This window comes from Arthrobacter sp. B2I5 (genome assembly GCF_030816735.1).
In the GTDB taxonomy this organism is placed as follows: domain Bacteria; phylum Actinomycetota; class Actinomycetes; order Actinomycetales; family Micrococcaceae; genus Arthrobacter.
Genome location: NZ_JAUSYF010000001.1, coordinates 1,402,321 through 1,426,750, shown reverse-complemented (window position 1 = coordinate 1,426,750; position 24,430 = coordinate 1,402,321). Strand labels below are relative to the sequence as shown.

Genomic DNA, 24,430 nt, shown 5'->3' with positions numbered 1-24,430 from the left:
ATGCGAATGATTCCTATTTAGGTCCGCTGCCGTTGGGCTGGCCCAGGCGCCGGATCCCGGTGGCCTGCGTCGCATCGCGGATTTCGCCAACGAGCTGTTCAATGACGTCCTCCAGGAAGAGCACACCGCGCGTCCTGCCGTCCGGGCCTATGACGCGGGCCAGGTGGGATCCCGTTCGCTGCATGACGGACATCGCCTTTTCGATCTCGTCACCCAGTGCCAGGTTGGCCAGCGACCGGATGCGGCTCTCGGCAATCGGCAGCTCGTAGGCAGACTCCGGAATGGACAGCACATCCTTGACGTGGAGGTAGCCGTAAAGCATGTCCTCGTCATCCAGCATGGGAAACCGGGAGAACCCCGTACGGCTGACGGTCTTTTCAAACTCCACCGGAGTGGTGGAAGCCCCCAGCATGACCAGGTTTTCGAGCGGCACCATGATGTCCTCCGCCGTGTGCTCCGAGAACTCGAGCGCACCGGTGATGAGCCCGGCGTCGTCGTCCACCAGCCCGTGGCGTGTGGACTCCTGGACGATCGACTGGACCTCCTCCAGGGTGAAGGAGGACGTCACTTCGTCCTTGGGCTCGATCCGCATGAGTTTGAGGATGTGGTTGGCCGACCAGTTGAGGACTGAAATCACCGGGTGGACCAGCCGCGAGATGAACAGCAGGGGCGGGGCCAGGACCAGTGCTGCCTTGTCCGCCACGGACACCGAAATGTTCTTGGGCACCATCTCGCCGAAGGTGACGTGCAGGAAGGTCACCAGCATCAGGGCCACGGCGAAGGCCGCAACGTCCGCGGCTTCCGCCGGCAGGCCCACTGCCTCCATGGGGGCGGCAAGCAGGTGGTGGATCGCCGGCTCGGCCACCAGCAGGATCAGCAGCGAACACACGGTGATGCCCAGCTGCGCGCAGGCCAGCATCAACGACACATTCTCCATGGCGCGCAGGGTGGTCTGGGCGCGCTTGGAGCCGGCATCGGCCAAAGGCTCGATCTGGCTGCGGCGCGCGGACATGATGGCGAATTCAGCGCCCACGAAAAAGGCGTTGCCCAGCAGGAGGAAGCCCAGCCAAAGTATTCCGGCCCAGTCGCTCATGGCTTGCTCCTGTCATTGGCGTCCTGCGCGGCGGGTTCTTCTGCGGGGTGGAAGCAGATGCGGTCGATCCTGCGGCCGTCCATCCTGGTGACGCTGAGGGTTCCGCCGCCCACGTCGACGGCGTCCCCCACCATGGCAATCCTGCCGAGCTTGCTCATGACGTAGCCGCCGACAGTCTCGTAGGCCGCTTCGTCCGGAACGCTCAGTCCCGGAATCTGTTCTGACAGCTCATCCGGGCGGAGGAGTCCGGGGAAGTACCAGTCGCCGGAGGCGCTTTGCAGGAGTCCGGGGCGGACCCTGTCGTGTTCATCCGCCACCTCGCCCACGATTTCCTCCACCAGGTCCTCGAGGGTGGCGATGCCTGCCGTGCCGCCATATTCATCAAGCACGACGGCCAGCTGGAGGTTTCCCTCCCGCAGTTCGGCCAGCAGTGCATCAAGGTGGATGGTCTCGGGCACCCGCAGCACCTCGGTCATGATGGCGCCGGCTTCAAGGTTGCGGCGCCGTTCCCACGGCACAGCGACGGCCTTCTTGACATGCACCAGGCCACGGATGTCATCGGCGGAATCACCTATGACGGGGAACCGGGAGTATCCGGTCCTCCGTGCGGCATCCACCACATCGGAGACCGGCTGGTCCGCGTCGATCGTCTCAAGCCGGATCCGCGGCGTCATGACGTCAGCGGCCGTCCGGGTCGAGAAATTAAGGGTGCGGGCGATGAAGTTGGCGGTTCCGGCGTCGAGCGTCCCCATCGCCGCGGACCTGCGAACCAGCGAGGCAAGCTCTGCAGGAGTCCGCGCTCCGGAGATTTCCTCCTTGGCTTCCAGCCCGAAGATGTGCAGGACCTTGTTGGAAAAGCCGTTGAGGACCAGGATGGCGGGCTTGAAGATGGCCGTGAAAACCAGCTGTGGCCCGGCCAGTGCCCGGCCCACGGGAAACGCCAGTGCAATCGCCATGTTCTTGGGCACCAGTTCGCCCAGGAGCATGGACAGCAATGTGGCCACCACCATCGCCAGGACCAGCGAGATGGACTGCACGGCCACAGCCGGAAGTCCGACGGCGGAAAGCGGCGCCTCGAGCAGGTGGCCTACCGAGGGTTCCATGACATAGCCGGTGAGCAGCGTGGTCAAGGTGATGCCCAGCTGGCAGCTTGAGAGCTGCGTCGACAGCGACTTAAGGCAGGCGAGCAACGGCGCGGCGCCGCTGTCGCCGTCGTCAATGGCGCGCTGGACGGTGGCCTGGTCGAGGGCGATGAGGGAGAACTCGACGGCAACGAAGAATCCGGTGCCGGCGATCAGCAGCAAGCCTGCTGCCAGGAGGAACCACTCCATTCAGCATCCCGCCTGGAGTGCCGAAAGGGGCCCAAGGTCAGTCAAACGGAGAGGGGGAAAGCTGTTTCGGCCCGGCGGAGGATGGTCGGCGGATCGCGATGACCGTTCCGTGCAGGCCGCGGCAAGCTGGGCCGTTGGCTGGTGATGGGCGCGTTGTCGGGGTTTGCCGGCTCTGGGGGCGCGCGCGGTGCTTCTCTTGGAGCTCCGCTGACAGCGCCCAGGCCGGCACCTAGATTTACTGTCCATAAGACTTTCAGTCTACAGGAGCGGCCCCCCTCCCCTGATGCGCGGCAGGGTGTCCTGGGTCGGCACGTTTTCCGGCCCCCGAAGCCCTCCCCGCGGCTGCGGGCAAGGCACGGCGCGCAGCGGGGGCTGCCGTCCCCGGGCCAATATTCGGACGCTTTTTTAGCCCTGCGTTTAGCCCCGCGAACGTCACTTCATGATTTGGGTCACCCTTATTGGCAGTTAACACAAGATGCTCACTAGACTTGCAAAGGGTCTGGGTTCAGAGGACGCAGAGACTGGTTCGATCGCAGTGCTGAAGCACCGGGGGGCCAAAGAGAAATCAAACTCATGGAAGAGGCGTATTTCAAGTGCCAGAGCAGCCAAGCCACCGTCTACCAGAGGAATTTGGCGGGAACGAGTGGCTCGTTGACGAACTGTACGAGCAGTACCAAAAGGACAAGAATGCTGTGGACGCCAAGTGGTGGCCGCTGTTTGAATCCTTCGACTCGGGTAACGGTTCTTCCAACAACGGAAATTCCGCTCACGCTGCCAACCCTCCTACCCGGGAACTCCCCGTGGTGAAGCCGGCACCCGCTGCTTCGGCACCGTCGCCGGCCGCAGCCCCTGCCGCTCCCCCGGCCGCCCCGGCACCCGCCGCTCCGGCAGCGGCGCCTGCACCTGTGAAGAAGGCCCCCGCCACGGAAGCACGCGACGGCGGCAAGAAGACCGAAGCAGGAACCGGCTCGCAGCCCATTCCGGCGCAGCTGCCCAAGAACGTCAAGGCTCCCACCGCGCCGGAGGAGGACGTCGTCTCCGTCCTCCGCGGACCGGCCAAGGCCATCGCCACCAACATGGTCACCAGCCTTCAGGTGCCCACCGCCACCAGCGTCCGCGCAATTCCCGCCAAGCTGCTGATCGACAACCGCGTTGTCATCAACTCCAACCTCGCCCGCGCCCGCGGCGGCAAGGTTTCCTTCACGCACCTCATTGGCTACGCCGTGATCCGCGCGCTGTCCCAGTTCCCGTCGATGAACGTCTACTACGACGAGGTGGACGGCAAGCCTGTCGCAGTCCAGCCGGCACACGTCAACTTCGGCATCGCCATCGACATGCCCAAGCCCGACGGCACCCGCCTGCTCATGGTCCCGAACATCAAGAAGGCCGAGACCCTCAACTTCGCCGAGTTCTGGCACACGTACGAGGACCTCATCAAGCGCGCCCGCAACGGCAAGCTCACCGCCGAGGACCACCAGGGCACCACCGTGTCCCTGACCAACCCCGGCGGCATCGGCACCGTGCACTCGGTACCGCGCCTCTCCAAGGGCCAGGCCGCCATCATCGGCGTCGGCGCCCTTGACTACCCCGCCGAGTTCCAGGGCGCCAGCGAAAAGATCATCGCGCAGAACGCCATCAGCAAGGTCCTCACGCTTACTTCGACGTACGACCACCGCGTCATCCAGGGCGCCGGCAGCGGCGAGTTCCTCAAGCTGGTGCACCAGCTGCTGCTCGGTGCGCAGAACTTCTACGACGAGATCTTCGAAGCCCTGCGCATCCCCTACGAGCCCGTGCGCTGGAGCCCGGACCTGCAGGTGGATCCGGCCGACGAGATCAACAAGGTGGCCCGGATCCAGCAGCTGATCCACTCCTTCCGCGTGCGCGGACACCTCATGGCGGATACCGATCCGCTGGAGTACGTCCAGCGCAAGCACCCGGACCTCGACGTCCTCACCTACGGCCTGACCCTCTGGGACCTGGACCGTGAATGGCCCACAGGCGGCTTCGGCGGCAAGCCGATGCTGAAGTTCCGCGACATCCTCGGAGTCCTGCGCGATGCCTACTGCCGCACCACCGGCATCGAATACATGCACATCCAGGAGCCTGCCGAGCGCAAGTGGTTCCAGGACCAGCTGGAGCACCCCTACTCCAAGCCCAGCCGTGAAGAGCAGCTGCGCATTGTCTCCAAGCTGAACGCGGCCGAGGCCTTCGAGACCTTCCTGCAGACCAAGTTCGTTGGGCAGAAGCGCTTCTCGCTGGAAGGCGGCGAGTCCCTGATCCCGCTGCTGGACGCCATCATGTCCGATGCAGCCGACGACGGCCTGGACGAAGTCGCCATCGGCATGGCCCACCGTGGCCGCCTCAACGTCCTGACCAACATTGCCGGCAAGACCTACGCGCAGGTCTTCCGGGAATTCGAAGGAACGCAGGATCCGCGCTCCGTCCAGGGTTCCGGTGACGTCAAGTACCACCTGGGCACCGAGGGCACCTTCACGTCGGACAACGGCAAGGAGACCAAGGTCTACCTCGCCGCCAACCCGTCCCACCTGGAAGCCGTGGACTCCGTCCTCGAAGGCATTGTCAGGGCCAAGCAGGACCGCCTGGACCAGGGCGAATCGTTCCCCGTCCTGCCCATCATGGTCCACGGCGATGCTGCCTTCGCCGGCCAGGGCGTGGTGGCGGAAACGCTCAACCTTTCCCAGCTGCGCGGCTACCGCACCGGCGGAACCATCCACATCGTGGTCAACAACCAGGTCGGCTTCACCACCGCCCCGTCGTCGTCGCGCTCGTCCACGTACTCCACCGACGTTGCCAAGATGATCCAGGCACCGGTCTTCCACGTGAACGGCGACGACCCCGAGGCTGTTGTCCGCATCGGCCAGCTTGCCTACGAATTCCGCCAGCGCTTCCACAAGGACGTCGTCATCGACATGGTGTGCTACCGGCGCCGTGGCCACAACGAGGGCGACGACCCCTCGATGACCCAGCCGCTGATGTACAACCTGATCGAGGCCAAGCGCTCCGTCCGCAAGCTGTACACCGAGTCGCTGATCGGCCGTGGGGACATCACCGAGGAAGAAGCCGAGCAGCTGCTCCGCGACTACCAGGAACGGCTGGAGCGGGTCTTTGCCGAGACCCACGCCGCCCAAACCTCCCCGATCCCGATCGTCACCGCGGATTCCGCCGCCGTGTCCGATATCGAGCGGCCCATGGCACAGCAGTCCGATTCCAGCGTCAGCGCTCCGGTCTCCACGGCCATCAGCGCCGAGACCCTGGCCCGGATCGGCAAGGCACACGTCGAGATCCCCGAGGGCTTCACGGTTCACCCGAAGCTGAAGCAGCTGCTGGAGAAGCGCGAGCAGATGTCCCGCCAGGGCGGCATCGACTGGGGCTTCGGCGAGATCGCAGCCTTCGGGTCCCTGATCATGGAAGGCGTGCCCGTACGCCTCGCCGGCCAGGACTCGCGCCGCGGCACGTTCGTTCAGCGCCACGCTGTCTTCCACGACCGCGCCAACGGCAAGGAATGGCTGCCGCTGGGCAACCTTTCCGATGACCAGGCCAAGCTGTGGATCTATGATTCGCTGCTGTCCGAATACGCTGCCATGGGCTTCGAGTACGGCTACTCCGTGGAGCGCCCGGACGCCCTGGTCCTCTGGGAAGCCCAGTTCGGCGACTTCGTCAACGGTGCACAGACCATCATCGACGAATTCATCTCCTCTGCCGAGCAGAAGTGGGGCCAGCGTTCCTCCTTGGTCCTGATGCTCCCGCACGGCTACGAAGGCCAGGGACCTGACCACTCCTCGGCGAGGATCGAGCGCTTCCTGCAGCTGTGTGCAGAAGACAACATGATCGTGGCCAACCCCACCACGGCGGCCTCGCACTTCCACCTGCTGCGCCGCCAGGCGTACAACCGCCCGCGGAAGCCGCTGATCATCTTCACGCCCAAGCAGCTGCTGCGCCTGAAGGCTGCCGCGTCTTCGGTGGAGGACTTCACCAACGGCACCTTCCGCCCCGTCATCGGTGAGCATGAGCAGCTGCCGGCGACCGCCGTCGAACGCGTCCTCCTGGTCTCCGGCCGCCTGTACTACGATCTCCTGTCCACCCGGCAGAAGACCGGCGACAAGACCACCGCCATCATCCGCGTGGAGCAGCTCTACCCGCTGCCGCACGAGGAGATCGCGGCTGAGCTCGCCAAGTACCCCAACGCCGAAGTGGTCTGGGCCCAGGACGAGCCTGCCAACCAGGGCCCCTGGCCGTTCATTGGCCTGAACCTGCCGGAGGTCCTCGACCGCCGCGTGCGCCTGGTATCCCGGCCGGCCTCCGCCTCCACGGCAGCCGGCTCCATGAAACGGCACGCCGCGGAACAGGATGTCCTCCTGAAGCAGGCATTTGCACGGAAGTAAGCAGTAAGGCTGCCCGGCCGGAGTCGAAATACCAGACTCCGGCCGGGCAGTTCTGTTTAATGGATGAACAGCGCCGCCCCGTACCTCCGCAGCCGCGGCGGCGACGATGCAGCGGCCGTACCGAAGCAAACCCGTACCGAAGTAAAGAGGAACGCGTGGAAGACAGGAAGCTGCGGATCGCAGCTGTAGGAGACGAACTGCTGGCCGGACTGGGCGATCCCAGGGCGCTTGGCTGGCTGGGCCGCGTCCTGGCCCGCACTCCCCAGGACGGCATGCTCCTGGAAAGCTACTCCCTCCCCTGTCCGCAGGAAGGTACGGAAGGGCTGGCCGCGCGGTGGCTGGATGAAGCCGGCCGGCGCTTCAGCGCCCAGGCGGAGAACAGGCTGGTCATCGGCCTGTCCGGACGGGACATCGAGTTTGGCCTCTCCACGGCACGGAGCAGGCTGAACCTGGCCAACATCCTGGACTCGGCTTCGCAGAACCGGATCGAGGTTTTCGTTGTGGGGCCGCCGCCCACACTTGACCCGGCGCAGAACCGGCGGCTTGACGAACTGAACACCGCCTTCGCTGACGTCACCACCCGCCGCAAGCACCTCTACGTCGACACGTTCTCGCCCTTGCTGAACCATGAACAGTGGCGCCAGGACCTTGCGGCCAACGGCGGTACGCCCGGCCAGGCAGGGTATGGCCTGATGGCATGGCTGGTGCTGCACCGCGGCTGGTTCCAGTGGCTCCGCCTGGATGCGCCCCAGTAAGCCCTTTCGAGATACCTTGACCACGCCTTCCGGCGGCATTACGTTTGAGGCCAACGCGATATATCGTCTTTTGGAGGGGACCATGACCGAGCAGGCCTGGACTGTTACAGAGCCGCAAACGATGGACATCGACGGCGTGACGTCCCTGAAGCTGGGCATGGTCCGGGGCAGGTTCCAGGTGGTGACGCACACCGGACCCGGGGTCCGGCTGGAGCTTGCCGAGATGCACGGCGATCCGGTGGCGGTATCGCTTAACAGCGGCAGGCTGGAAGTGCGGCATCAGCTGCACGGCGCCCAGGGCTGGTTCAAGAACTTCATGGAGACGGTCAACCACAACAGCGACAATTCCGCTGTCATCACCATCACCGTTCCCCACGGGGTGGACGTCGAGGCAGGCACCGTCAGCGGTGAGGGACTCGTTTCGGGTATCTCCGCCCATGTCAGACTGAACACAGTCTCAGGTTCGGTGGTGGCGGACAGCACATCCGGCGAGCTGCAGGTCAGCACCATCAGCGGCAGCGTGGACGTCAGGAACCACCGCGGTGTGCTCACCGCCAAGAGCGTCTCCGGAGCGGTTACCGCCTCCGGCCACTTCACCAATGTCCGCACCAACACCGTGAGCGGCCACCTCAGCTTCGAACTGCTTGGCTTTACCCGTGACTTCGGCTCCAACTCGGTGTCCGGGGACCTCAGCATCAGGCTGCCGCATGACGTCGGCGCCGACATTGTGGCCAAATCCGCCGGCGGAGCAGTGATCCTTGACGGCCAGCAGTGCCTCCTGGCCAACGGCAAAGTGGAGACCATTGCCGGACCGGACGGGCAACTGATGCTCGTCCGGACCAATTCGGTGTCGGGCAGGACTTCCATCGTCCATTCTCCCGAACCCGTTGGCGGCGGGGAAGCGCACGGCTGATGCCGCCCGTCTTCGCACACGGTGCGTTGCGCCTCTACCTCCTGGCCCTGCTGGAAAGCGGGCCCAGGCACGGCTATGAGCTCATCAAGGCGCTCAAGGACCGGTTCGGCGGGACCTACTCCCCCAGCGCCGGCACCATCTACCCCCGCTTGGGCAAGCTCGAGGAAGACGGCCTGGTGGCCACCGAGCGGGCCGGGCGGCGCACCAACTACTACATCACCGCCGCCGGCCTTGCTGAACTGGACCGGCGCCGGGAGGATGTGGCAGGGGTCGAGCATGACATTGCGGTCTCCCTGGAAAGGCTTGATGTGGAACTGATGGTGCAGAAGTTCCGCGACGAGTTGTGCGCAGACCTCCGGCAGCCGGGCATACGCCGTCCCATCAGCCCCGGCACACTGGAAACCGTCAGGGCAGCCCTGGACGAGGCCCGGGCTGCCATCCGGAGCACCCTCCAGTCCTAGGCATGGCGCTTCCTGCCGCGCTGCCGCAGGTCATCCGCCCCTTCCCGGTTCGCGGGCCGCCACATCATGTGGGAGACTTGAGGGCAGCTCTTTTTGAGTACCAACAGTAAGGAGGCCAGCTATGAGCAAGCGTGCACGCAAGCGTCGTGACCGTAAGCGTGGCGGCGCGAACCACGGGAAGCGCCCCAACACCTAGGCAAATGCCAGGAACTACGGTTCAGGCAAAGGACCCCGCAAGCCAATCGGGCTTCCGGGGTCCTTTGCTGTCTGCGGCCCTGATCCGCTCACGCGCTCCCTGCAAGGGGCTGCTTATACCTATGCCTCCACGGGACGGATGGCGTGGATCCTGTCCAGGATGGCGTTCTTCAGGTTGTCCGGCGCGGACTCGGTGCAGGAACGCTTGACCATGTTGCGGATGACGCACTCCAGGTCATACTGCTCCGTGCACTCAGGGCAGTCATCAAGGTGGTTCTTGATTTCCGTAATGTCCTCGCGGGTCAGTGCCCCGTCAAGGTATTCGTAGATGCGTTGCATCCGGGTGTCATCGCAATCGCCCAATCCCTGGCAGTCGCTCATTTCCTGTTCTCCTGTGCTTTGCTTCCTGCCGCATCGGTGGCGTCCGCGGCCGTTTTGAATCCCCGCTCGGCGGCGTATTCCGCGAGCATGTCCCGCAACATTCGCCGGCCGCGGTGGAGCCGGGACATCACAGTGCCGATGGGCGTATTCATGATGTCTGAAATTTCTTTGTAGGCGAAGCCCTCCACGTCGGCGAAGTAGACCGCCAGCCGGAACTCCTCCGGAATATCCTGCAGCGCCCGCTTCACGTCCGAATCGGGAAGATGGTCCAGCGCTTCCGCCTCGGCCGAACGCAGTCCGCTCGAGGTGTGTGATTCCGCCCGTGCCAGCTGCCAGTCCTCAATGCTGTCCGAGTTGGACTGCAGGGGCTCGCGCTGCCTCTTCCGGTAGAGGTTGATGTACGTGTTGGTCAGGATCCGGTACAACCAGGCTTTCAGGTTTGTACCCGGCTTGTACTGGTGGAAGGCCGAAAACGCCTTGGTGTAGGCCTCCTGCACCAGGTCTTCGGCGTCGGACGGGTTCCGCGCCATGCGCATGGCAGCGGAATACAGCTGGTCGACGTACTGCATGGCGTCCCGCTCAAAACGAAGGCGGCGTTGTTCGTCGCTCTCTTTGGAGACGTCCAGGGTACTGTCCTCGGTGTCCGCAGCAGCGGTCACCGAATCAGCGCCTGCTTTTCCCGCAGGCACAGGCGCGGAGCCGGCCTTCCCGTTCACTTCGCCGGGGGTAGCCTCATACATGGCCGCAACGGCCGGATCCAGGGTGTTCATTGCCTTCAAGTCTACTGTCAGGCTCCCTGCCCGGGGCATGCCGTACTCCGGGGGCTCTGAGGCCAGCTTGTCCACTGCCACCGGGCCCGCCTGTCTGGTTCCGTCCAACACCTTCCCCAAGGGCCAACTCCGCTCTGTATCGGGTGAATGATCGTCGGGCCCCATGTCACGGACCCGTTTGCCATAACCTGCTCCCACGGGCAAATATTCCCCAAAAGTGCAAGACTAGGACCGACTCCGCCGCTCGCCGCGGCTCGTCCATCCAGGAGGAAATCCATGCCCTTTGTCCGCACCCTCGCACGGCCCATGCTTGCCTCCAGTTTCGTTCTTGCCGGACTGGATAAGCTCAGGAACGCCGACGACACGGCACAGCAGCTCTCACCGCTGCTGCGCAAGGCCGCAGCAGCGCTCCCGTTCCAGGCGAACGAAAAGACCCTTGCCCGGGTTATCGGCGGCACGCAGGTGGGTGCCGGCGTCCTGTTCGGCCTTGGCAAGTTCTCCCGGCTCTCGGCCGGTCTGTTGACGGTGATTTCGCTCCTGAACACCTTTGTTGAGTGGCGCAGTGCGGACATCAGCAGCAAGGAAGGGCGCGAAGGCCGCCGGAACCAGCTGCTCAAGAACCTCTCGCTGAGCGGCGGCGCCCTGCTCGCTTCCGTGGACACCGCGGGGAAGCCCGGCCTGGCCTGGCGCGCCGAGCACCTGGCGGCCGATGCCCGCAGGAATGCATCGCACCTGGCAGCCGACGCCCGCAAAACCACCACCAAGAAGCTGAACAAGGCGGACAAGGCCGTGCGCCGCGCCGTCGAACACGCCACGGGAGCATAAGCACGAATGACCGCAGCAGCTGCCACCCGGGACGGCTCCGGAACACCTGTCCACCATTGGGCCGCGCCTTTCGCATCGCGGCCCGTTGACGCCACCGTGACGGTGCCCGGATCCAAATCCCTGACCAACAGGTACCTGGTCCTGGCGGCCCTCGCGGACGGCCCGTCCCGGCTGCGCGCGCCCCTGCATTCGAGGGACTCGGCGCTCATGGTCGACGCGCTCCGGCAGCTCGGTGCCGTCATCACCGAAGTGCCCGGGGACGGCGCTTTTGGGCCTGACCTGGAGGTGGTACCGCTGCCGGCGGCAGCGCCCGCCTCCCTGGCCAGGATCGACTGCGGACTCGCCGGCACCGTCATGCGGTTCGTCCCGCCGCTGGCGGCGCTCCGCAAGGGAGCCAGCGTATTCGACGGCGACCCCCACGCCCGTAAGCGGCCCATGGGAACCATCATCGAGGCCCTCAAGGCCCTGGGCGTGGCCGTATCCGCCGAGGACGGCAGCGCGCCGTCGTCGCTTCCCTTCACGGTGGACGGCAGCGGCGCAGTCCGCGGCGGCCACCTGGTGATCGACGCCAGTGCCTCGTCGCAGTTCGTCTCCGCTCTCCTCCTGGTAGGGGCGCGGTTCGACGAGGGCCTGCACCTGGAACACGTGGGCAAGCCGGTCCCCAGCCTGGACCACATCAACATGACGGTGGCCGTCCTGCGCGGCGCCGGCGTGTCAGTGGATGATTCCGTCCCCAACCACTGGGTGGTGGCGCCGGGTCCCATCCGCGCCTTCGACCAGCGGATCGAACAGGACCTGTCCAACGCCGGGCCATTCCTTGCGGCGGCCCTTGCCTCGCGGGGGACGGTCCGGATTCCCAACTGGCCGGCGGAAACCCAGCAGGTGGGAGACCTTTGGCGCGCAATCCTGGCCAGCATGGGCGCCACGGTGACCCTGGCTGACGGCGTCCTGACCGTCACCGGCGGCGCGGAGATCAAGGGCGGTGACTTCGCGGACACCAGTGAACTGGCACCGACGGTGGCAGCCCTGTGCGCCCTTGCCTCCGGACCTTCCCGGCTCAGCGGGATCGCCCACCTGCGGGGGCATGAGACGGACCGGCTCGCGGCCCTGGTGGCGGAGATCAACCGGCTCGGCGGCGACGCCGAGGAAACCAGCGACGGCCTGGTGATCCGGCCCGCCCCGCTGCATGCCGGCGTCGTGCACAGCTACGCGGACCACCGCATGGCCACGGCGGGTGCCATCCTGGGACTCGCGGTGGAGGGCGTCCAGGTGGAGGACATCGGCACCACCGCCAAGACCATGCCGGACTTCCCACAGCTGTGGGCCGGCATGCTGGCCCAGGAAGCGGGGTTCGCAGCCGGACCGGAAGGGCGCGTCAGTGGCGCGTAGCACTGGTTCCTGGGACGAATCGGACGTCCGCATCCGTCCCAGCAAGAAGGGTTCCCGGCCACGCACCAAGGACCGCCCCAGCCATGACGACGCCGTGACCGGACGGATCATCACGGTGGACCGCGGCCGGTATACCGCAGTGGTGGACGAGGACTCGGAGAACGAGCGCGTTGTCATTGCCGCGCGCGCCCGGGAACTGCGCCGCTCGCCAGTGGTTGCAGGCGATTTCGTGTCACTGGTGGGGGACGTGTCCGGCGCACCGAACACGTTGGCCCGGCTGGTGAAGATCCAGGACCGCCACACTCTCCTGCGCCGCAGCGCCGACGACACCGACCCCATTGAACGGGCGGTGGTGGCCAACGCGGACCAACTGGTGATCGTGGTGGCCGCGGCCAACCCGGAGCCCCGCACGGGATTCATCGACCGCGCACTGGTGGCCGCCTACGACGCAGGGATCGAGCCAATCCTGCTGGTCACCAAGGCCGACGTCAAAGACCCCGCGGAACTCCTTTCCAACTACACCCACCTGGACTTCCCGGTCATCATCAGCCGGACAGCCGATGCGCAGGCATCGGGCATCGACGCCCGGTCCGATGACGGCCTCTCGGCGCGGCTGGACAGCGCGGCGGTGGCTGCCCTCCGTGACCACCTGGACGGCAAGGTCACCGTGATGCTGGGTCACTCCGGTGTTGGGAAGTCCACCATGGTGAACGCGCTGACCGGCGCCGAGCGGGCCACCGGCGGAGTGAACGCCGTGACCGGACGCGGCCGCCACACGTCGTCGTCCGCCCTTGCCTTGCGGCTGGCGGATGCGCCGCCCGGCAGCTGGATCATCGACACCCCCGGCATCCGCTCCTTCGGCCTGGCGCACGTGGACCCGGACCGGATCCTGCGTTCCTTCCCGGACCTCTCCCCCGGCATCGAAAACTGCGAACGCGGCTGCAAGCACACGGCAGCCGCGGTGGACTGCGGCCTTGACGACTGGGTGGCGGGCGGACACGCAGGTCCCACCGGGGCTGCCCGTCTGGCGTCCCTGCGGCGGCTGCTGGGTGCGGATCCACGGATGGAAGCACAGGAAACCAAGGAGCTCGGCAGCGTCAACTGACGCGTTCTCCCGGCAGAACCGTTTGCAGACGGTAGTTTGGAACCATGATCCAACCCGCTTCGAGCTACAACGATGACCTGCGCCTGGCCCATGTCCTGGCCGACTCCGTGGATGACCAGACGATGAGCCGCTTCAAGGCCCTGGACCTCCACGTTGAGACCAAGCCGGACCTGACGCCGGTCACCGACGCGGACAAGGCCGCCGAGGAAGCCATCCGCGGCCAGCTCTCCCGTTCCCGCCCCCGCGACGCCGTCCTGGGCGAGGAATTCGGGAGCACCGGCCACGGTTCGCGGCGCTGGATCATCGATCCCATTGACGGGACCAAGAACTTTGTCCGCGGCGTTCCGGTGTGGGCCACGCTGATCGCCCTCGTGGATGAGGGCGAGCCGGTGGTGGGTGTGGTCAGTGCCCCGGCCCTTGGCAAGCGCTGGTGGGCGGCGAAAGGCATGGGCGCGTACATGGGAAGGTCCCTTGCCGCCGCCACCCGGCTCCGCGTCTCCGACGTGTCAAAGCTTTCCGATGCCTCCCTCTCGTACTCCAGCCTGGGCGGCTGGAAGGAACGCGGAAACCTTGACGAGTTCCTCGGCCTGACCGAGGATGTCTGGCGGACCCGGGCCTACGGCGATTTCTGGTGCGTACTGCATGGTGGCCGAAGGCTCGGTGGACATCGCCTGCGAACCGGAGCTGAACCTCTATGACATGGCGGCCCTGGTGCCGATCGTGGTGGAGGCCGGCGGCCGGTTCACGTCCCTGGAAGGCGAGGACGGCCCGTTCGGCGGAAACGCCCTGGCCACGAACTCAATCCTGCACTCGGAGGTCCTGCACCGCCTGAACCCGTATTTGGACGACCTGCTGTAGCTGACGCCCTTTCCGCAAAAAAGCGAATAATGCGACGCCGGACACCTTCCTGGGGAGGTGTCCGGCGTCGTTTATTCGGCTGCACGTAATAAACGCCTTAACAATCGCCGCGGCTTCAATCCTGGCCGCCCCATGTCCTACGCTTTTAGGCAGGTCACGAGTGCCAGCGCAAAACCCCGGTTTGCTGGCCGGCAACCCTCCATTCGCGGTGGGGTGCCCCGGGTGACGACCAGGCCGGTCCGGAGCGGATGCGGCAAGCGCGGATTCCCCCATGGCGGAGTCCTGTCATCAAGTGAGGTCTCTGTGACAACTGCCACCGTCTCCCCCCAGCCCGTCATTGCCGAAGCCGCCGTCCCCAACGGACGCCGCGCCGCGGCCGGCCGGCCGCTCGCCGCCGTCACCGGCGCTGAAATCCAGGCACCGCTGATTTCCGGCGGCCACGTGCGGTACGCCAACCTCGATTACGGCGCCTCCGCCCCGGCGTTGTCCGTGGTGTCGGCCTACCTTAACGAGATCCTCCCCTACTACGCGAGCGTCCACCGCGGGGCAGGATACGCATCCCAGATCAGCACCTCCGTGTATGAGAACGCGCGCAGCATCGTCAGGGATTTCGTCGGCGGCCGCGCGGATGATTCGGTCATCTTCACGCGCAACACCACGGATTCACTGAACCTGCTGGCCGGTTGCCTGCCGGTAACGGACGGCCGGCACGACGGCGAAGTGCTCTACCTGGACATCGAACACCACGCCAACCTCCTGCCGTGGCAGGGTGTCCCGCACCGCAGCATCGTCGCCGCGGACACCATCACCGGCACCCTGGAGGCTCTTCGGGCCGAACTTGCACAGGGCGGCGTCAGCCTGCTTGCGGTCACCGGAGCCTCCAACGTCACCGGCGAAATCCTGCCCATCCGTGCCCTGGCCGCGCTGGCCCATGAGCACGGCGCACGGATTGTGGTGGATGCCGCCCAGCTCGCCCCGCACCGCCGCGTGGACATCAGCGCGGACGACGTCGACTACCTCGCCTTCTCCGGCCACAAGCTGTACGCGCCCTTCGGCGCCGGCGTCCTGGTGGGACGCCCGGACTGGCTGGACGCCGGCGTCCCGCACCTCGCAGGCGGCGGCGCGGTCAAGGAAGCCAGGCTCGACGGCGTCAGCTGGGCCACCGGGCCGGCGCGCCATGAGGGGGGCTCACCGAACGTCCTCGGAGCCGCCACACTGGCCCGCGCCACCCAGGTGATTGCAGGCTTGGACCAGGAACGCTGGCATGCCCACGAGTCCGCCATCCGTTCCTTCCTGGTGGAGGGCCTGCAGGGGATCGACGGCGTCACCGTCCACCAGATCTTCAAGGACACCAACCCCGAAACGGACACCATCGGCGTGGTCAACTTCTCCGTTGAGGGCTACGACGCCGGACTGGTGGCGGCCTACCTCTCGGCAGAGCACGGGGTGGGACTGCGGGACGGCCGATTCTGCGCCCATCCCCTGCTCAAGCGCCTGGGCCTGCCGTCCGGTTCCCTCCGCGCCAGCTTCGGTGTCGGTTCACGCCTGGAGGACGCCGAACGCCTGCTCGCCGGCATCCGCGCCCTGCGGAGCAACGGTCTGGGCTGGGATTACGTGGTGGACGCCGGCCGCTGGGTGCCCGCCAATGACACCCGCACCTACCCGCACTGGGCACCCAACACCCCGGGCACCGCCGGCGCCGCGCCCTGCATCGACGACTGACACCCCGCCCAACCCCTGCCGCCCAGGCGATCGATCCGGCGGCCGGGAGGATGCGGTAAATTCGAAAGGTACCGCAGGATGCCAGGTGAAGGAGGCCACGCGTGGTTCGGGGTGGCCCCAAGCTTGATCACGGACGGCGCAGGGAACTGGGGCAGAGCTTCCAGGACGGCGGCAGGCACTACCAGCGCGTCCGGCCCGGCTACCCGGAAGAGGTGGCCCGGTGGCTGGTGCCCGCCGATGCCCACGATGCCCTCGACGTAGGCGCCGGAACCGGAAAGTTCACCGCTTTGCTGCTGGACATGGGACTGCACGTCACTGCCGTGGACCCCTCCGCGGACATGCTCGCCCAGCTCACTGAACACTATCCGGCCGCCACGGCCGTGCCGGGGACTGCCGAGGCGACAGGCCTGCCCGACGCCCGCTTCGACGTCGTCACCGTTGCCCAGGCGTGGCACTGGTGCGATGCCCTGGCGGCAAGCACCGAGCTGGCCCGCGTCCTGCGGCCGCACGGGACGCTGGCCCTGGTCTGGAACCAGCTGGACACCTCTGTTCCCTGGGTGCACCGGCTCTCCCGGATCATGCACGCAGGCGACGTCTACCGGCCCGGCCACAAACCCGTCGTCGGGCCCGAATTCCAAGGCCTCGAAGGGCACGTCACCCACTGGCAGGACACGGTGACCACCATGGACCTGATGGAACTCACCAAGTCCCGCAGCTACTACCTCCGCGCCGGCGAGGCCACCCGAGCCAAGGTCCTGGCCAACCTGGAATGGTACCTGCATGAACACCTGGCCTACACCCCTGACCAGGAAATCGACCTGCCCTACCTCACCCTGGCCTGGCGGGCGGTCAAGGCATGACCTCGCATCCCATGCGGCGCACGCCGAGCCGGTAGGCTTGACCGTGTGAAGACCAGCGCGCCCTCCTCCTCGATCGAGGACTACGTCAAGGTCATTTATTCGTTCACGGAATGGCAGGACAAGCCCATCACGTCCACCCAGCTTGCGCAGCGGCTGGGGGTGGCCAATTCCTCGGTGTCCGAGATGGTCCGCAAGCTCAAGGACCAGGGCCTGGTGGACCACAAACCCTACAGCGCCGTCACGCTCACCGAGGACGGCCTGCGGCTGGCCCTGGCCATGGTCCGGCGCCACCGGTTGATTGAGACCTACCTTGTCCAGCGGCTCGGATACAGCTGGGACGAAGTCCATGATGAGGCAGAACAACTCGAACACGCAGTGTCGGACACGTTCATCGAACGGGTCGCCGCCAAGCTCGGCAACCCAAAGCGTGACCCGCACGGCGACCCCATTCCCACTGCCGACGGGCAGGTGCTGATGCCGCGCGCGCACCTCCTCGCCGAACTGGACCCGGGCCATGCCGGCAGGATCACCAGGATCAGCGACGACAACCCGGAGCTGCTGCGCTACCTTGCCGCCCAGGACATCGACCTCGACGCCGATGTCGAGGTGGTGGGCCGCCGGCCCTTCGGCGGCGCTTTGGTGGTGCGGATCGGCGCTTCGGGCGGCGCCCGCGAGTTCGACCTCGCTGACGAGATCGCCTCCGCCCTGTGGGTCTCCAGCGACGCCCCGCACGCCGGCTGCAGCCTGGACGGTCCCTGACGTGGCGATGCCCACCGGCCGCGCCTGGCTGGCTGTGGCCGTCGGCGGTCTGGCCGGCAGTGAGCTGCGCTACGGGCTGGGGCTGGCGTTTCCGGACGTGCCCGGCTCGGTCCCGTGGGCCACGCTGGCTATCAACATCAGCGGCAGTTTCGTCCTCGCGGCGCTGACCACCGTCTGGATGGCCCGCCCGCATACTGCGTTCTGGCTGCGGGCAGGGATCGGGCCGGGCCTGCTGGGCTCCTTCACCACGTTTTCAGCGGTGATTTTCGCCTCGGACCAATTGGCCCGCGCAGGTGCACACCCGGTCTGGATCCTGTACCTGGGATTGTCACTGGGACTCGGTCTGGCGGCTGCCGGCCTGGGCTGGCGTTCCGGAAGGCTGATAGCCCGGAACCTCGGACTGCAATGATCACGGCAGCCCTGGTGGGAGTCTTTGGCGTGGCCGGCGCGCTCCTGCGGTTCGCGGTCGACAGCTGGTTCGCGCACCACAGCAGCATCCGCAGCGTCCGCAGGGCCGGCCATGTGGCACTGCACTGGCCCTGGGCCACGCTGGTGGTCAACGTCATGGGGTGCTTCATCATTGGCCTGGCACACGGGCTGACCGGCAGGCTGGGACTGGGCGCGGAATGGCAGGCGGGCCTGGCCACGGGACTGGCCGGCGGGCTCACCACCTTCAGCTCATGGACCACCGCCACCATCCGGCTGCTCAGCGAAGCCAGGTTCGGTGCCGCGGCCCTCAACGTGTCAGTCAACCTGGGCCTCGGGTTTGCCGCCGCAGCCGCGGGGATTGCGTTGGCCGCATAGGTACCGCTGTTTCCGGTGACGTTCCGGCCGGCGATTTGGCGGCCTCCCGTATGGTGGAAGGTGATGATCAGCAGACGCGACGCCGCAATAACCCTTGATGTCCCCCTTGAAATGGCGCAGCGCCACGGCCTGCCGAAATGGATGACGGAGGCCGAACTCCGCGGCATCCTGGACGATCCTCCGCCCTGGCTTGTGCAGTCGCGCGCCAACCGGACGGGCAAGCGGCCGGTGTGGGTGCACCTGGAATGCGCCGTCTGCGGTTACGAGGAGGCGGCCAGGCCCAAGAAGTGGTGGCCGGACTTCACCTACGTGGTGTGCGGCCACCATGCGCCGTCCGATGTTCCCGCCGTCCGCCCCGGCTGCGTCCGCAGCGAGTACGACGGCGTGGGGACGCGTTTCGTGGGCATCGCGGACGTGGAAGCCCCTCCGGTCAGCCGATAGCTCCCCCTGGGTGCGGTGCCCCGATGACGTGATCGATGACTGCCCCAGTAACCCGCCCGGGTGACGTGCCTGCTTACGGCCGGGCCGCCGTCGGCCATCAGGCCGGGCCGTTGCCCGTCATTTCCTCCGGGACAGCGGTGAGGTGCAGCTCTGTACCGTCGCGCAGCACGGCCACATCGAGCGGTTCGCCGATGGCATCGGAAAACAGGAGCCGCTGCAGGCTTTCGGCGTTGCTGACCGGGCGGCCTCCCGCGGTGACGATGATGTCGCCTGCGGACAGGCCCGCCTTGTCGGCCGGCGAGCCCGGCAGCACTTCGACGATGCGGAGCCCTTCCCGCCGCCCGCTGCGGATCACGGCGCTCGGGTTGAGCTGGATCGGGGTGCTCACAAGGCCCAGGTAGGCGCGGCGCACCCTTCCGTCCGACAACAGTGCCGAGATGATCCTGCGGGTGGTGGCGTTGATCGGGATGGCCAGGCCCAGGCCGGCGCCGGCCACTGCGGTGTTGATGCCGACAATCCTGGCATGGGTATCGGCCAGCGCTCCACCGGAGTTTCCGGGGTTCAGGGCAGCGTCTGTCTGGATGACATCCTCAATGACCCGCCGGTTGCCGCCCGACCAGACCGGGATGGCCCGGCCCAGGCCGCTGACCACGCCCGCGGTGACTGACCCCGCCAGGCCCAGCGGATTTCCAACGGCGACCACAAGCTGACCCACGCGCAGCGTCTCTGCCGCGCCGAATTCAGCGGGCGGCACCTTGGGCCGCGAACCGTGGACCACGGCGAGATCGGACAGGGGGTCGGCTCCCACCAGCTCCAGGTCCATCCGGCTGCCGTCTCCGAACGCGGCAAAACCGTGCCGGGTGCCGGCCACGACGTGTGAATTGGTGAGCAGGTACCCGTCCTGCGTAAAGAGCACCGCCGAGCCCGCGCCCACCCTGACCCTGCCGTTGCGGCGGTTTGCGGTCATTTCGATCGCTGCCACGTGCGGCGTAACGGCCGCGGCCACGCGCATGACTGTCTGCGAGTACGAGTCCAGGACGTCCTCGTCCCCGGTGGGTATGGGTTCCTGCGCCTGGTCCATGACGCACCTCCGGCTTGGTGCCGCTTCCGGCAATGGCCTGCCCTGTAGGGGCCTTATGGGACACAACAATGGATGGGCCCGGTCCACTCCCGGTACGGCTACGCCTTGGGTGAACGCCCCCATTGCGGTGGGCAGCACGAGTCCCAGGCTTTAGGATCGGAGCATGACTGACTCCCCCGCAGGGTCTCAAACAGAAATACTGAACGCCGAGGAATGCTGGCGGTATCTTCGGTCCTCCTATATCGGCCGGCTGGCGGTCATCAACGGTGACATTCCCGAGATTTTCCCCGTGAACTTTTCCGTTGCCGGAGAAACCCTGGTGTTCCGCACCGCACCCGGGACCAAGCTTCGCGCCCTGCTTGGCGGCGGAATTGCCGCCCTGGAGGTGGACGGCCTCAACCCCTATTCCACGGAGGTCTGGAGCGTTGTTGCCAAGGGCAGGCCGCAGCCCTTTGATGAAACCACCATGCAGCTTCCGGCCGGCGACGCCGACCGGGAACCGTGGGAGCCGGGGATCAAGGACCACCTGGTGGCCATTACCCCCACTGATGTCACAGGCCGCCGGTTCCCGGTCAGGCCGCGCTCCCGCTGGTGGCCGCCCGTCGATTTCTCCGCCGACTGGCTGTAGCGGCGGTCGAATCTGATCAGGGCCTGCCTCGTCAGGCCTTGAGGATTACCTTGAGTGCCTTGGTTTCGGCGGCCCGGGAGAACGTGTCGTAGGCATCAAGGAACTGGTCGAACCCAAAATGGTGGGTGGCGAAGTTTTCCGCCCGGATCTTTCCCTGGGCCACCAGCTTGAGCAGCATGGGGGTGGTGTTGGTGTTCACCAGGCCCATGCTGATGTTGATATTTTGGATCCAGAGGTTTTCCAGGTGCAGTTCCACCGGCTTTCCGTGCACTCCCACGTTCGCTACGGATCCGCCGGGCCGCACGATGTCGGTGCACATGGCAAATGTCCCCGGGACGCCGACGGCTTCGATGGCCACATCGACACCCTGTCCGCCTGTCAGGGCCAGGACCTGTTCCTTCCAGTCGCTGCTGGCGGAAAGGACCGTGTCCGTGGCGCCGAACTCCCTTGCCTTCTCCAGCCGGTTGGCGTCGAGGTCGATGGCCACGATGGTGGCCGCGCCGTACAGTCCTGCGGTGGAGATCGCTGCCAGGCCCACCGGGCCGGCGCCCACCACGGCAACCGTGTCGCCGGGCTTAACCCTGCCGTACTGGACGCCGATCTCGAATCCGGTGGGAAGGATGTCGGAGAGCATGACTGCTTGTTCGTCGCTGACCCCGGCGGGCAGCAGGTGCAGCGAGTTCTCCGCGTAGGGAACACGGACGTATTCGGCCTGGGTCCCGTCGATCAGGTGTCCGAAGATCCACCCGGTGCCTTCCTGCCCCTCACTTCCCAGGCAGTGCGAGTAGAGGCCGGCCTTGCAGTTTGCACAGTGGCCACAGGACTTGATGCACGAGATGATGACGCGGTCGTTTACCTTCAATCCGGTCACGGAAGGACCCGTTTCCACGATGGTACCTACTCCTTCATGGCCCAGGATCCGGCCCTTTTCGACGGCGGGAACGTCGCCTTTGAGGATATGCAGGTCTGTGCCGCAGATCGTGGTGGTGTCGACTTTGACGATGACGTCGCCGGGTTGCTGGATCCGGGGGTCCGGAACATCCGTCCATGACTTGTCACCGGGTCCGCCGTAGACGAGAGCTTTCATGATGTTTTTTCCTTACTCTGCGGAGGGCTTGGCGTTGGTTGCCAGCCTTGCGGGAATTCTTGCCGCGTGGAGTGTTGGCGGAAGGGCTGAGGACCGCCGGGCCGTGGACCGCCGGGACCCGCTGCGGGGGTCTGTGTCACCTGCAGTTTGGCCAGATGCAGGATTCCGAGCACCAGGAACAGCCCCGAGAGCCCAAGTGCCGGCAGCAGGGCTGACATGCTGGGCTCAGCGCTGAACAGGGGCTTAACCAGTTCACCCACCGCCAGCGAGAAGATGAGGGTGAAGCCGAGGACATACAGGGCCGGCAGGAGCAGCAGCCCCGCACGGTGGTTCCGGTAGGTCAGGAGGGACAGGACCAGGAATCCGGGCATGATGAAGCACAGGTCCAGGATGAAGATCGAGTAGAGGGAATCGATTTGCTCGCCGCTCCGCATCAGAGGCAGGAGCATCCCGATCCAGAGGGGATAGAAGATCAGCGGCTGGAGGATGGCGCCGGCGGCCGACACAATTCCCAGCCCACGGGGAAGGGAGGCGGACGGCGCGTCCCGGCCCATAGTGGCCCCGGCAGTGACCATGGCCCAGAACGACAGGGCGAAGACAGCCATGTAGACCAGGTACAGGCCGTTGTAGGTGCGCTCAATGACATAGATTCCGTAGGCATAGAACAAATAGCCAAGCAGTCCCAGGGCCACGATCTGGTGTTTGGGCCTGTCCGGCCTGGCAGCCCATGCCAGATACAGCAATCCGGTCCCGGCCGCCACGGAAAGCAGGTCCTGGGAGTAAGCACCGGGGACCAGTTCACTCGAGACCACCCGATCGTAAATCTCCGGCCGCCATATTCCGGTCCCCGCGGCGGCCAGCGCCAGCAGACCGGCAACAGCCCACAGCAAGCGGCTGAGGAACAAATGCGTCAGCATGGCCACCTTTCGCAGGAAGATCTGGATTTCCCGGGCGTTCCCCAGACTCCCATTGGTCCGTGCGGGCCCCAAGGGCCATAGGTCCTTCCTTGGAGGCCGGGCCTTTATGCCCTTACGGGAGGCAGGAGAGTTGCCTACGCTGTGCCCTATGACTGAGAAAACGAACGTGCCTGTACCGGAAATCCTTGATGCGGACGAGTGCTGGAACCTCCTTTCCCAAACAGGGGTGGGGCGCCTTGCAGTCATCGCCGATGGCCATCCGGATGTCTTTCCCGTTAATTACAAGGTGGACGGCCGCACGCTGGTATTCCGCACCGGCGGGGGCACCAAGCACCAGGCCCTGCAGTCGGAGGCCACCGTGGCCCTGGAAGCGGATGCGGTGAGTTCCCAGTTTGGCCTCGCCTGGAGCGTGGTGGTCAAAGGAACTGCAGCTGAGGCGACGCCTACCGGCCCTGACCTGGATGACGTCCGGCGGGCACTGTTTCCGTGGCAGGGCGTGGGGCAGGAACATTTAATCCGCATCACTCCGGAGTCGATAACGGGCAGGCGCTTCACCGTGGACGCGCCACTGCTGTGGCAGACCCCGCTGGATGACGCAACCCGCGCCGGTTTCGAGTAAGCCATCCGGACGGCAGGCACTGTGCGCGCCTGGTGGGTAAACGGGCCGGGCCCCATCTCCACCCGCCCACTGGTTCAGGGACTTCGTGACACTCCCACGCCTGCCGCCCACGAACTGCTGGTTGAAGTGAGTGTTTGCGGCATTTGCCGTACCGACCTCCACCTCGCAGAAGGAGACCTGGCTCCGCACCGCCCGCACACGGTGCCCGGGCATGAGGCAGTCGGCACCGTTGTTGAAACAGGGGCCGCCTGCTCCCGTTTCAGGACGGGTGACAGGGTGGGCGTGGCTTGGCTTGGCGGCGTCTGCGGCAGATGCGATTACTGCCGGCGCGGTGACGAAAATCTTTGCCTGTCGCCCCTCTTCACGGGTTGGGACCGGGATGGCGGCTATGCCGAGTATCTGACGGTTTCGGAGGACTTTGCCTACCCGCTGCCTCCTGGATTCCCGGACGAACAGGCTGCGCCGCTCCTGTGTTCGGGCATCATCGGCTATCGGGCCCTGAAGCGCGCCGCCCTCCCCGTGGGTGGCCGCCTGGGTATTTACGGCTTTGGGAGCTCAGCCCACATCACTGCCCAGCTGGCGCTCAAGCAGGGTGCCTCCGTATTTGTCATGACCCGGTCTGAAAATGCGCGGCGGCTCGCGCTGGAGCTGGGGGCGGACTATGTTGGGGAGGCATATGACCAGCCGCCGGTACCGCTCGATTCCGCCATCCTTTTTGCACCGGTGGGGAACCTTGTCCCGGCCGCGCTGCGTGCCCTGGACCGTGGCGGGACCCTGGCCATCGCCGGAATCCATCTGACTGACGTCCCGGCGCTTAATTACGGCCGGGAGCTCTTTTTCGAACGGCAGCTGCGGAGCGTCACCGCCAATACCCGGGCCGATGGACGTGAGTTCCTGGCCCTCGCGGCCAGGCTTTCCCTGGCCCTCACCACTACGGCGTACCCATTCGAGGCTGCGGACCAGGCACTGGATGACCTGGCGGCCGACAGGATTACCGGTTCGGCGGTCCTGCGGGTCCGGCCGGAATAACAGC

At 66.1% G+C, this 24,430-nt stretch carries 24 protein-coding genes, 1 pseudogene and 1 riboswitch; of the genes and pseudogenes, 18 read left to right on the top strand and 7 right to left on the bottom strand.

Annotated features, from left to right (window positions below):
* Positions 1 to 13 precede the first annotated feature (13 nt).
* Together QFZ60_RS06760 and QFZ60_RS06755 are read right to left on the bottom strand one after the other, a co-directional pair.
* Entirely contained in the window at positions 14 to 1,093 is a 1,080-nt protein-coding gene (locus tag QFZ60_RS06760) for a hemolysin family protein (protein WP_056334992.1), read from the bottom strand.
* Positions 1,090 to 2,424, bottom strand: coding sequence for a hemolysin family protein (locus tag QFZ60_RS06755; RefSeq protein ID WP_307089213.1), 1,335 nt, complete (start codon positions 2,422 to 2,424; stop codon positions 1,090 to 1,092). Before QFZ60_RS06755 ends, QFZ60_RS06760 begins: the two co-directional genes overlap by 4 nt.
* Before the next feature lie 593 nt (positions 2,425 to 3,017).
* Here QFZ60_RS06755 and QFZ60_RS06750 point away from each other — a divergent pair.
* The 5 genes from QFZ60_RS06750 (at position 3,018) to QFZ60_RS21640 (ending at position 9,152) form a co-directional block, all read left to right on the top strand.
* Positions 3,018 to 6,827 (top strand): multifunctional oxoglutarate decarboxylase/oxoglutarate dehydrogenase thiamine pyrophosphate-binding subunit/dihydrolipoyllysine-residue succinyltransferase subunit, encoded by a 3,810-nt coding sequence (locus tag QFZ60_RS06750; protein WP_307089212.1) that lies wholly within the window; start codon positions 3,018 to 3,020, stop codon positions 6,825 to 6,827.
* 155 nt (positions 6,828 to 6,982) lie between these two features.
* Positions 6,983 to 7,582: a GDSL-type esterase/lipase family protein gene (locus QFZ60_RS06745; protein WP_056334984.1), complete on the top strand. Its 600-nt coding sequence runs from the start codon at positions 6,983 to 6,985 to the stop codon at positions 7,580 to 7,582.
* 82 nt (positions 7,583 to 7,664) lie between these two features.
* Positions 7,665 to 8,495, top strand: a complete 831-nt coding sequence (locus tag QFZ60_RS06740; RefSeq protein WP_307089208.1) for a DUF4097 family beta strand repeat-containing protein — start codon at positions 7,665 to 7,667, stop codon at positions 8,493 to 8,495.
* On the top strand, positions 8,495 to 8,956 hold the full coding sequence (locus tag QFZ60_RS06735; protein WP_307089206.1) for a PadR family transcriptional regulator: 462 nt from the start codon (positions 8,495 to 8,497) through the stop codon (positions 8,954 to 8,956). The genes QFZ60_RS06740 and QFZ60_RS06735 overlap by 1 nt, the downstream gene beginning before the upstream one ends.
* A gap of 121 nt (positions 8,957 to 9,077) precedes the next feature.
* The gene (locus QFZ60_RS21640; protein ID WP_369299106.1) at positions 9,078 to 9,152 is read left to right on the top strand and encodes a 50S ribosomal protein bL37; all 75 of its coding nucleotides are present in this window, start codon (positions 9,078 to 9,080) and stop codon (positions 9,150 to 9,152) included.
* Positions 9,153 to 9,271: 119 nt separating this feature from the next.
* Here QFZ60_RS21640 and rsrA read toward each other — a convergent pair whose 3' ends face one another.
* Positions 9,272 to 9,532 carry a mycothiol system anti-sigma-R factor gene (rsrA, locus tag QFZ60_RS06730; protein WP_056334975.1) on the bottom strand — a complete coding sequence of 87 codons (261 nt, stop codon included), beginning with the start codon at positions 9,530 to 9,532 and terminating at the stop codon, positions 9,272 to 9,274.
* The gene (locus QFZ60_RS06725) at positions 9,529 to 10,302 is read right to left on the bottom strand and encodes a sigma-70 family RNA polymerase sigma factor (RefSeq protein WP_235565178.1); all 774 of its coding nucleotides are present in this window, start codon (positions 10,300 to 10,302) and stop codon (positions 9,529 to 9,531) included. The genes rsrA and QFZ60_RS06725 overlap by 4 nt, the downstream gene beginning before the upstream one ends.
* Positions 10,303 to 10,578: 276 nt before the next feature.
* Here QFZ60_RS06725 and QFZ60_RS06720 point away from each other — a divergent pair, with 276 nt between their 5' ends.
* The 10 genes and pseudogenes from QFZ60_RS06720 to QFZ60_RS06675 all read left to right on the top strand — a co-directional run bounded on the left by QFZ60_RS06720 (position 10,579) and on the right by QFZ60_RS06675 (position 19,065).
* Positions 10,579 to 11,127: a DoxX family protein gene (locus QFZ60_RS06720; protein WP_307089204.1), complete on the top strand. Its 549-nt coding sequence runs from the start codon at positions 10,579 to 10,581 to the stop codon at positions 11,125 to 11,127.
* 6 nt (positions 11,128 to 11,133) lie between these two features.
* Positions 11,134 to 12,516, top strand: coding sequence for a 3-phosphoshikimate 1-carboxyvinyltransferase (aroA, locus tag QFZ60_RS06715; protein ID WP_307089202.1), 1,383 nt, complete (start codon positions 11,134 to 11,136; stop codon positions 12,514 to 12,516).
* Positions 12,506 to 13,621: a ribosome small subunit-dependent GTPase A gene (locus QFZ60_RS06710; protein WP_307089200.1), complete on the top strand. Its 1,116-nt coding sequence runs from the start codon at positions 12,506 to 12,508 to the stop codon at positions 13,619 to 13,621. The genes aroA and QFZ60_RS06710 overlap by 11 nt, the downstream gene beginning before the upstream one ends.
* 44 nt (positions 13,622 to 13,665) lie before the next feature.
* Positions 13,666 to 14,479, top strand: a pseudogene (gene hisN / locus QFZ60_RS06705) (histidinol-phosphatase).
* 152 nt (positions 14,480 to 14,631) lie between these two features.
* Positions 14,632 to 14,745: riboswitch (SAM riboswitch) on the top strand.
* 37 nt (positions 14,746 to 14,782) lie between these two features.
* A complete protein-coding gene (locus QFZ60_RS06700) occupies positions 14,783 to 16,201 on the top strand; it encodes an aminotransferase class V-fold PLP-dependent enzyme (protein WP_307089198.1) in 1,419 nt (472 codons plus the stop codon).
* A gap of 101 nt (positions 16,202 to 16,302) precedes the next feature.
* Positions 16,303 to 17,061 (top strand): class I SAM-dependent methyltransferase, encoded by a 759-nt coding sequence (locus tag QFZ60_RS06695; protein WP_307089196.1) that lies wholly within the window; start codon positions 16,303 to 16,305, stop codon positions 17,059 to 17,061.
* A 45-nt stretch (positions 17,062 to 17,106) separates the two neighbouring features.
* Positions 17,107 to 17,820, top strand: coding sequence for a metal-dependent transcriptional regulator (locus QFZ60_RS06690; protein WP_307089194.1), 714 nt, complete (start codon positions 17,107 to 17,109; stop codon positions 17,818 to 17,820).
* A 7-nt stretch (positions 17,821 to 17,827) separates the two neighbouring features.
* Positions 17,828 to 18,229 carry a CrcB family protein gene (locus tag QFZ60_RS06685; RefSeq protein WP_307093234.1) on the top strand — a complete coding sequence of 134 codons (402 nt, stop codon included), beginning with the start codon at positions 17,828 to 17,830 and terminating at the stop codon, positions 18,227 to 18,229.
* Positions 18,226 to 18,624, top strand: coding sequence for a CrcB family protein (locus QFZ60_RS06680; protein WP_307089192.1), 399 nt, complete (start codon positions 18,226 to 18,228; stop codon positions 18,622 to 18,624). Before QFZ60_RS06685 ends, QFZ60_RS06680 begins: the two co-directional genes overlap by 4 nt.
* 63 nt (positions 18,625 to 18,687) lie before the next feature.
* Complete coding sequence (locus tag QFZ60_RS06675) at positions 18,688 to 19,065, top strand: hypothetical protein (protein WP_307089191.1); 378 nt, start codon at positions 18,688 to 18,690, stop codon at positions 19,063 to 19,065.
* Positions 19,066 to 19,162: 97 nt separating this feature from the next.
* On the opposite strand, the gene QFZ60_RS06670 is transcribed toward QFZ60_RS06675, so the two are convergent.
* Complete coding sequence (locus QFZ60_RS06670) at positions 19,163 to 20,146, bottom strand: S1C family serine protease (RefSeq protein WP_307089189.1); 984 nt, start codon at positions 20,144 to 20,146, stop codon at positions 19,163 to 19,165.
* Positions 20,147 to 20,309: 163 nt separating this feature from the next.
* Here QFZ60_RS06670 and QFZ60_RS06665 point away from each other — a divergent pair, with 163 nt between their 5' ends.
* On the top strand, positions 20,310 to 20,774 hold the full coding sequence (locus tag QFZ60_RS06665; RefSeq protein WP_307089187.1) for a pyridoxamine 5'-phosphate oxidase family protein: 465 nt from the start codon (positions 20,310 to 20,312) through the stop codon (positions 20,772 to 20,774).
* A 31-nt stretch (positions 20,775 to 20,805) separates the two neighbouring features.
* Here QFZ60_RS06665 and QFZ60_RS06660 read toward each other — a convergent pair whose 3' ends face one another.
* The gene (locus tag QFZ60_RS06660; protein ID WP_307089186.1) at positions 20,806 to 21,861 is read right to left on the bottom strand and encodes a zinc-dependent alcohol dehydrogenase family protein; all 1,056 of its coding nucleotides are present in this window, start codon (positions 21,859 to 21,861) and stop codon (positions 20,806 to 20,808) included.
* A complete protein-coding gene (locus QFZ60_RS06655; RefSeq protein WP_307089184.1) occupies positions 21,858 to 22,778 on the bottom strand; it encodes a hypothetical protein in 921 nt (306 codons plus the stop codon). Before QFZ60_RS06655 ends, QFZ60_RS06660 begins: the two co-directional genes overlap by 4 nt.
* A 148-nt stretch (positions 22,779 to 22,926) precedes the next feature.
* Here QFZ60_RS06655 and QFZ60_RS06650 point away from each other — a divergent pair, with 148 nt between their 5' ends.
* Positions 22,927 to 23,397 (top strand): pyridoxamine 5'-phosphate oxidase family protein, encoded by a 471-nt coding sequence (locus QFZ60_RS06650; protein ID WP_142116952.1) that lies wholly within the window; start codon positions 22,927 to 22,929, stop codon positions 23,395 to 23,397.
* A 21-nt stretch (positions 23,398 to 23,418) separates the two neighbouring features.
* Positions 23,419 to 24,426, top strand: a complete 1,008-nt coding sequence (locus tag QFZ60_RS06645; RefSeq protein WP_307089181.1) for a zinc-dependent alcohol dehydrogenase family protein — start codon at positions 23,419 to 23,421, stop codon at positions 24,424 to 24,426.
* Positions 24,427 to 24,430: the final 4 nt, after the last annotated feature.

Coding starts and splice junctions, on each gene's coding strand:
- QFZ60_RS06760 (WP_056334992.1), bottom strand. CDS start 1,093: ATGAGCGACTGGGCCGGAATACTTTGGCTGGGCTTCCTCCTGCTGGGC.
- QFZ60_RS06755 (WP_307089213.1), bottom strand. CDS start 2,424: ATGGAGTGGTTCCTCCTGGCAGCAGGCTTGCTGCTGATCGCCGGCACC.
- QFZ60_RS06740 (WP_307089208.1), top strand. CDS start 7,665: ATGACCGAGCAGGCCTGGACTGTTACAGAGCCGCAAACGATGGACATC.
- QFZ60_RS06735 (WP_307089206.1), top strand. CDS start 8,495: ATGCCGCCCGTCTTCGCACACGGTGCGTTGCGCCTCTACCTCCTGGCC.
- rsrA (WP_056334975.1), bottom strand. CDS start 9,532: ATGAGCGACTGCCAGGGATTGGGCGATTGCGATGACACCCGGATGCAA.
- QFZ60_RS06725 (WP_235565178.1), bottom strand. CDS start 10,302: ATGAACACCCTGGATCCGGCCGTTGCGGCCATGTATGAGGCTACCCCC.
- QFZ60_RS06720 (WP_307089204.1), top strand. CDS start 10,579: ATGCCCTTTGTCCGCACCCTCGCACGGCCCATGCTTGCCTCCAGTTTC.
- aroA (WP_307089202.1), top strand. CDS start 11,134: ATGACCGCAGCAGCTGCCACCCGGGACGGCTCCGGAACACCTGTCCAC.
- QFZ60_RS06685 (WP_307093234.1), top strand. CDS start 17,828: ATGCCCACCGGCCGCGCCTGGCTGGCTGTGGCCGTCGGCGGTCTGGCC.
- QFZ60_RS06680 (WP_307089192.1), top strand. CDS start 18,226: ATGATCACGGCAGCCCTGGTGGGAGTCTTTGGCGTGGCCGGCGCGCTC.
- QFZ60_RS06675 (WP_307089191.1), top strand. CDS start 18,688: ATGATCAGCAGACGCGACGCCGCAATAACCCTTGATGTCCCCCTTGAA.
- QFZ60_RS06670 (WP_307089189.1), bottom strand. CDS start 20,146: ATGGACCAGGCGCAGGAACCCATACCCACCGGGGACGAGGACGTCCTG.
- QFZ60_RS06665 (WP_307089187.1), top strand. CDS start 20,310: ATGACTGACTCCCCCGCAGGGTCTCAAACAGAAATACTGAACGCCGAG.
- QFZ60_RS06660 (WP_307089186.1), bottom strand. CDS start 21,861: ATGAAAGCTCTCGTCTACGGCGGACCCGGTGACAAGTCATGGACGGAT.
- QFZ60_RS06655 (WP_307089184.1), bottom strand. CDS start 22,778: ATGCTGACGCATTTGTTCCTCAGCCGCTTGCTGTGGGCTGTTGCCGGT.
- QFZ60_RS06650 (WP_142116952.1), top strand. CDS start 22,927: ATGACTGAGAAAACGAACGTGCCTGTACCGGAAATCCTTGATGCGGAC.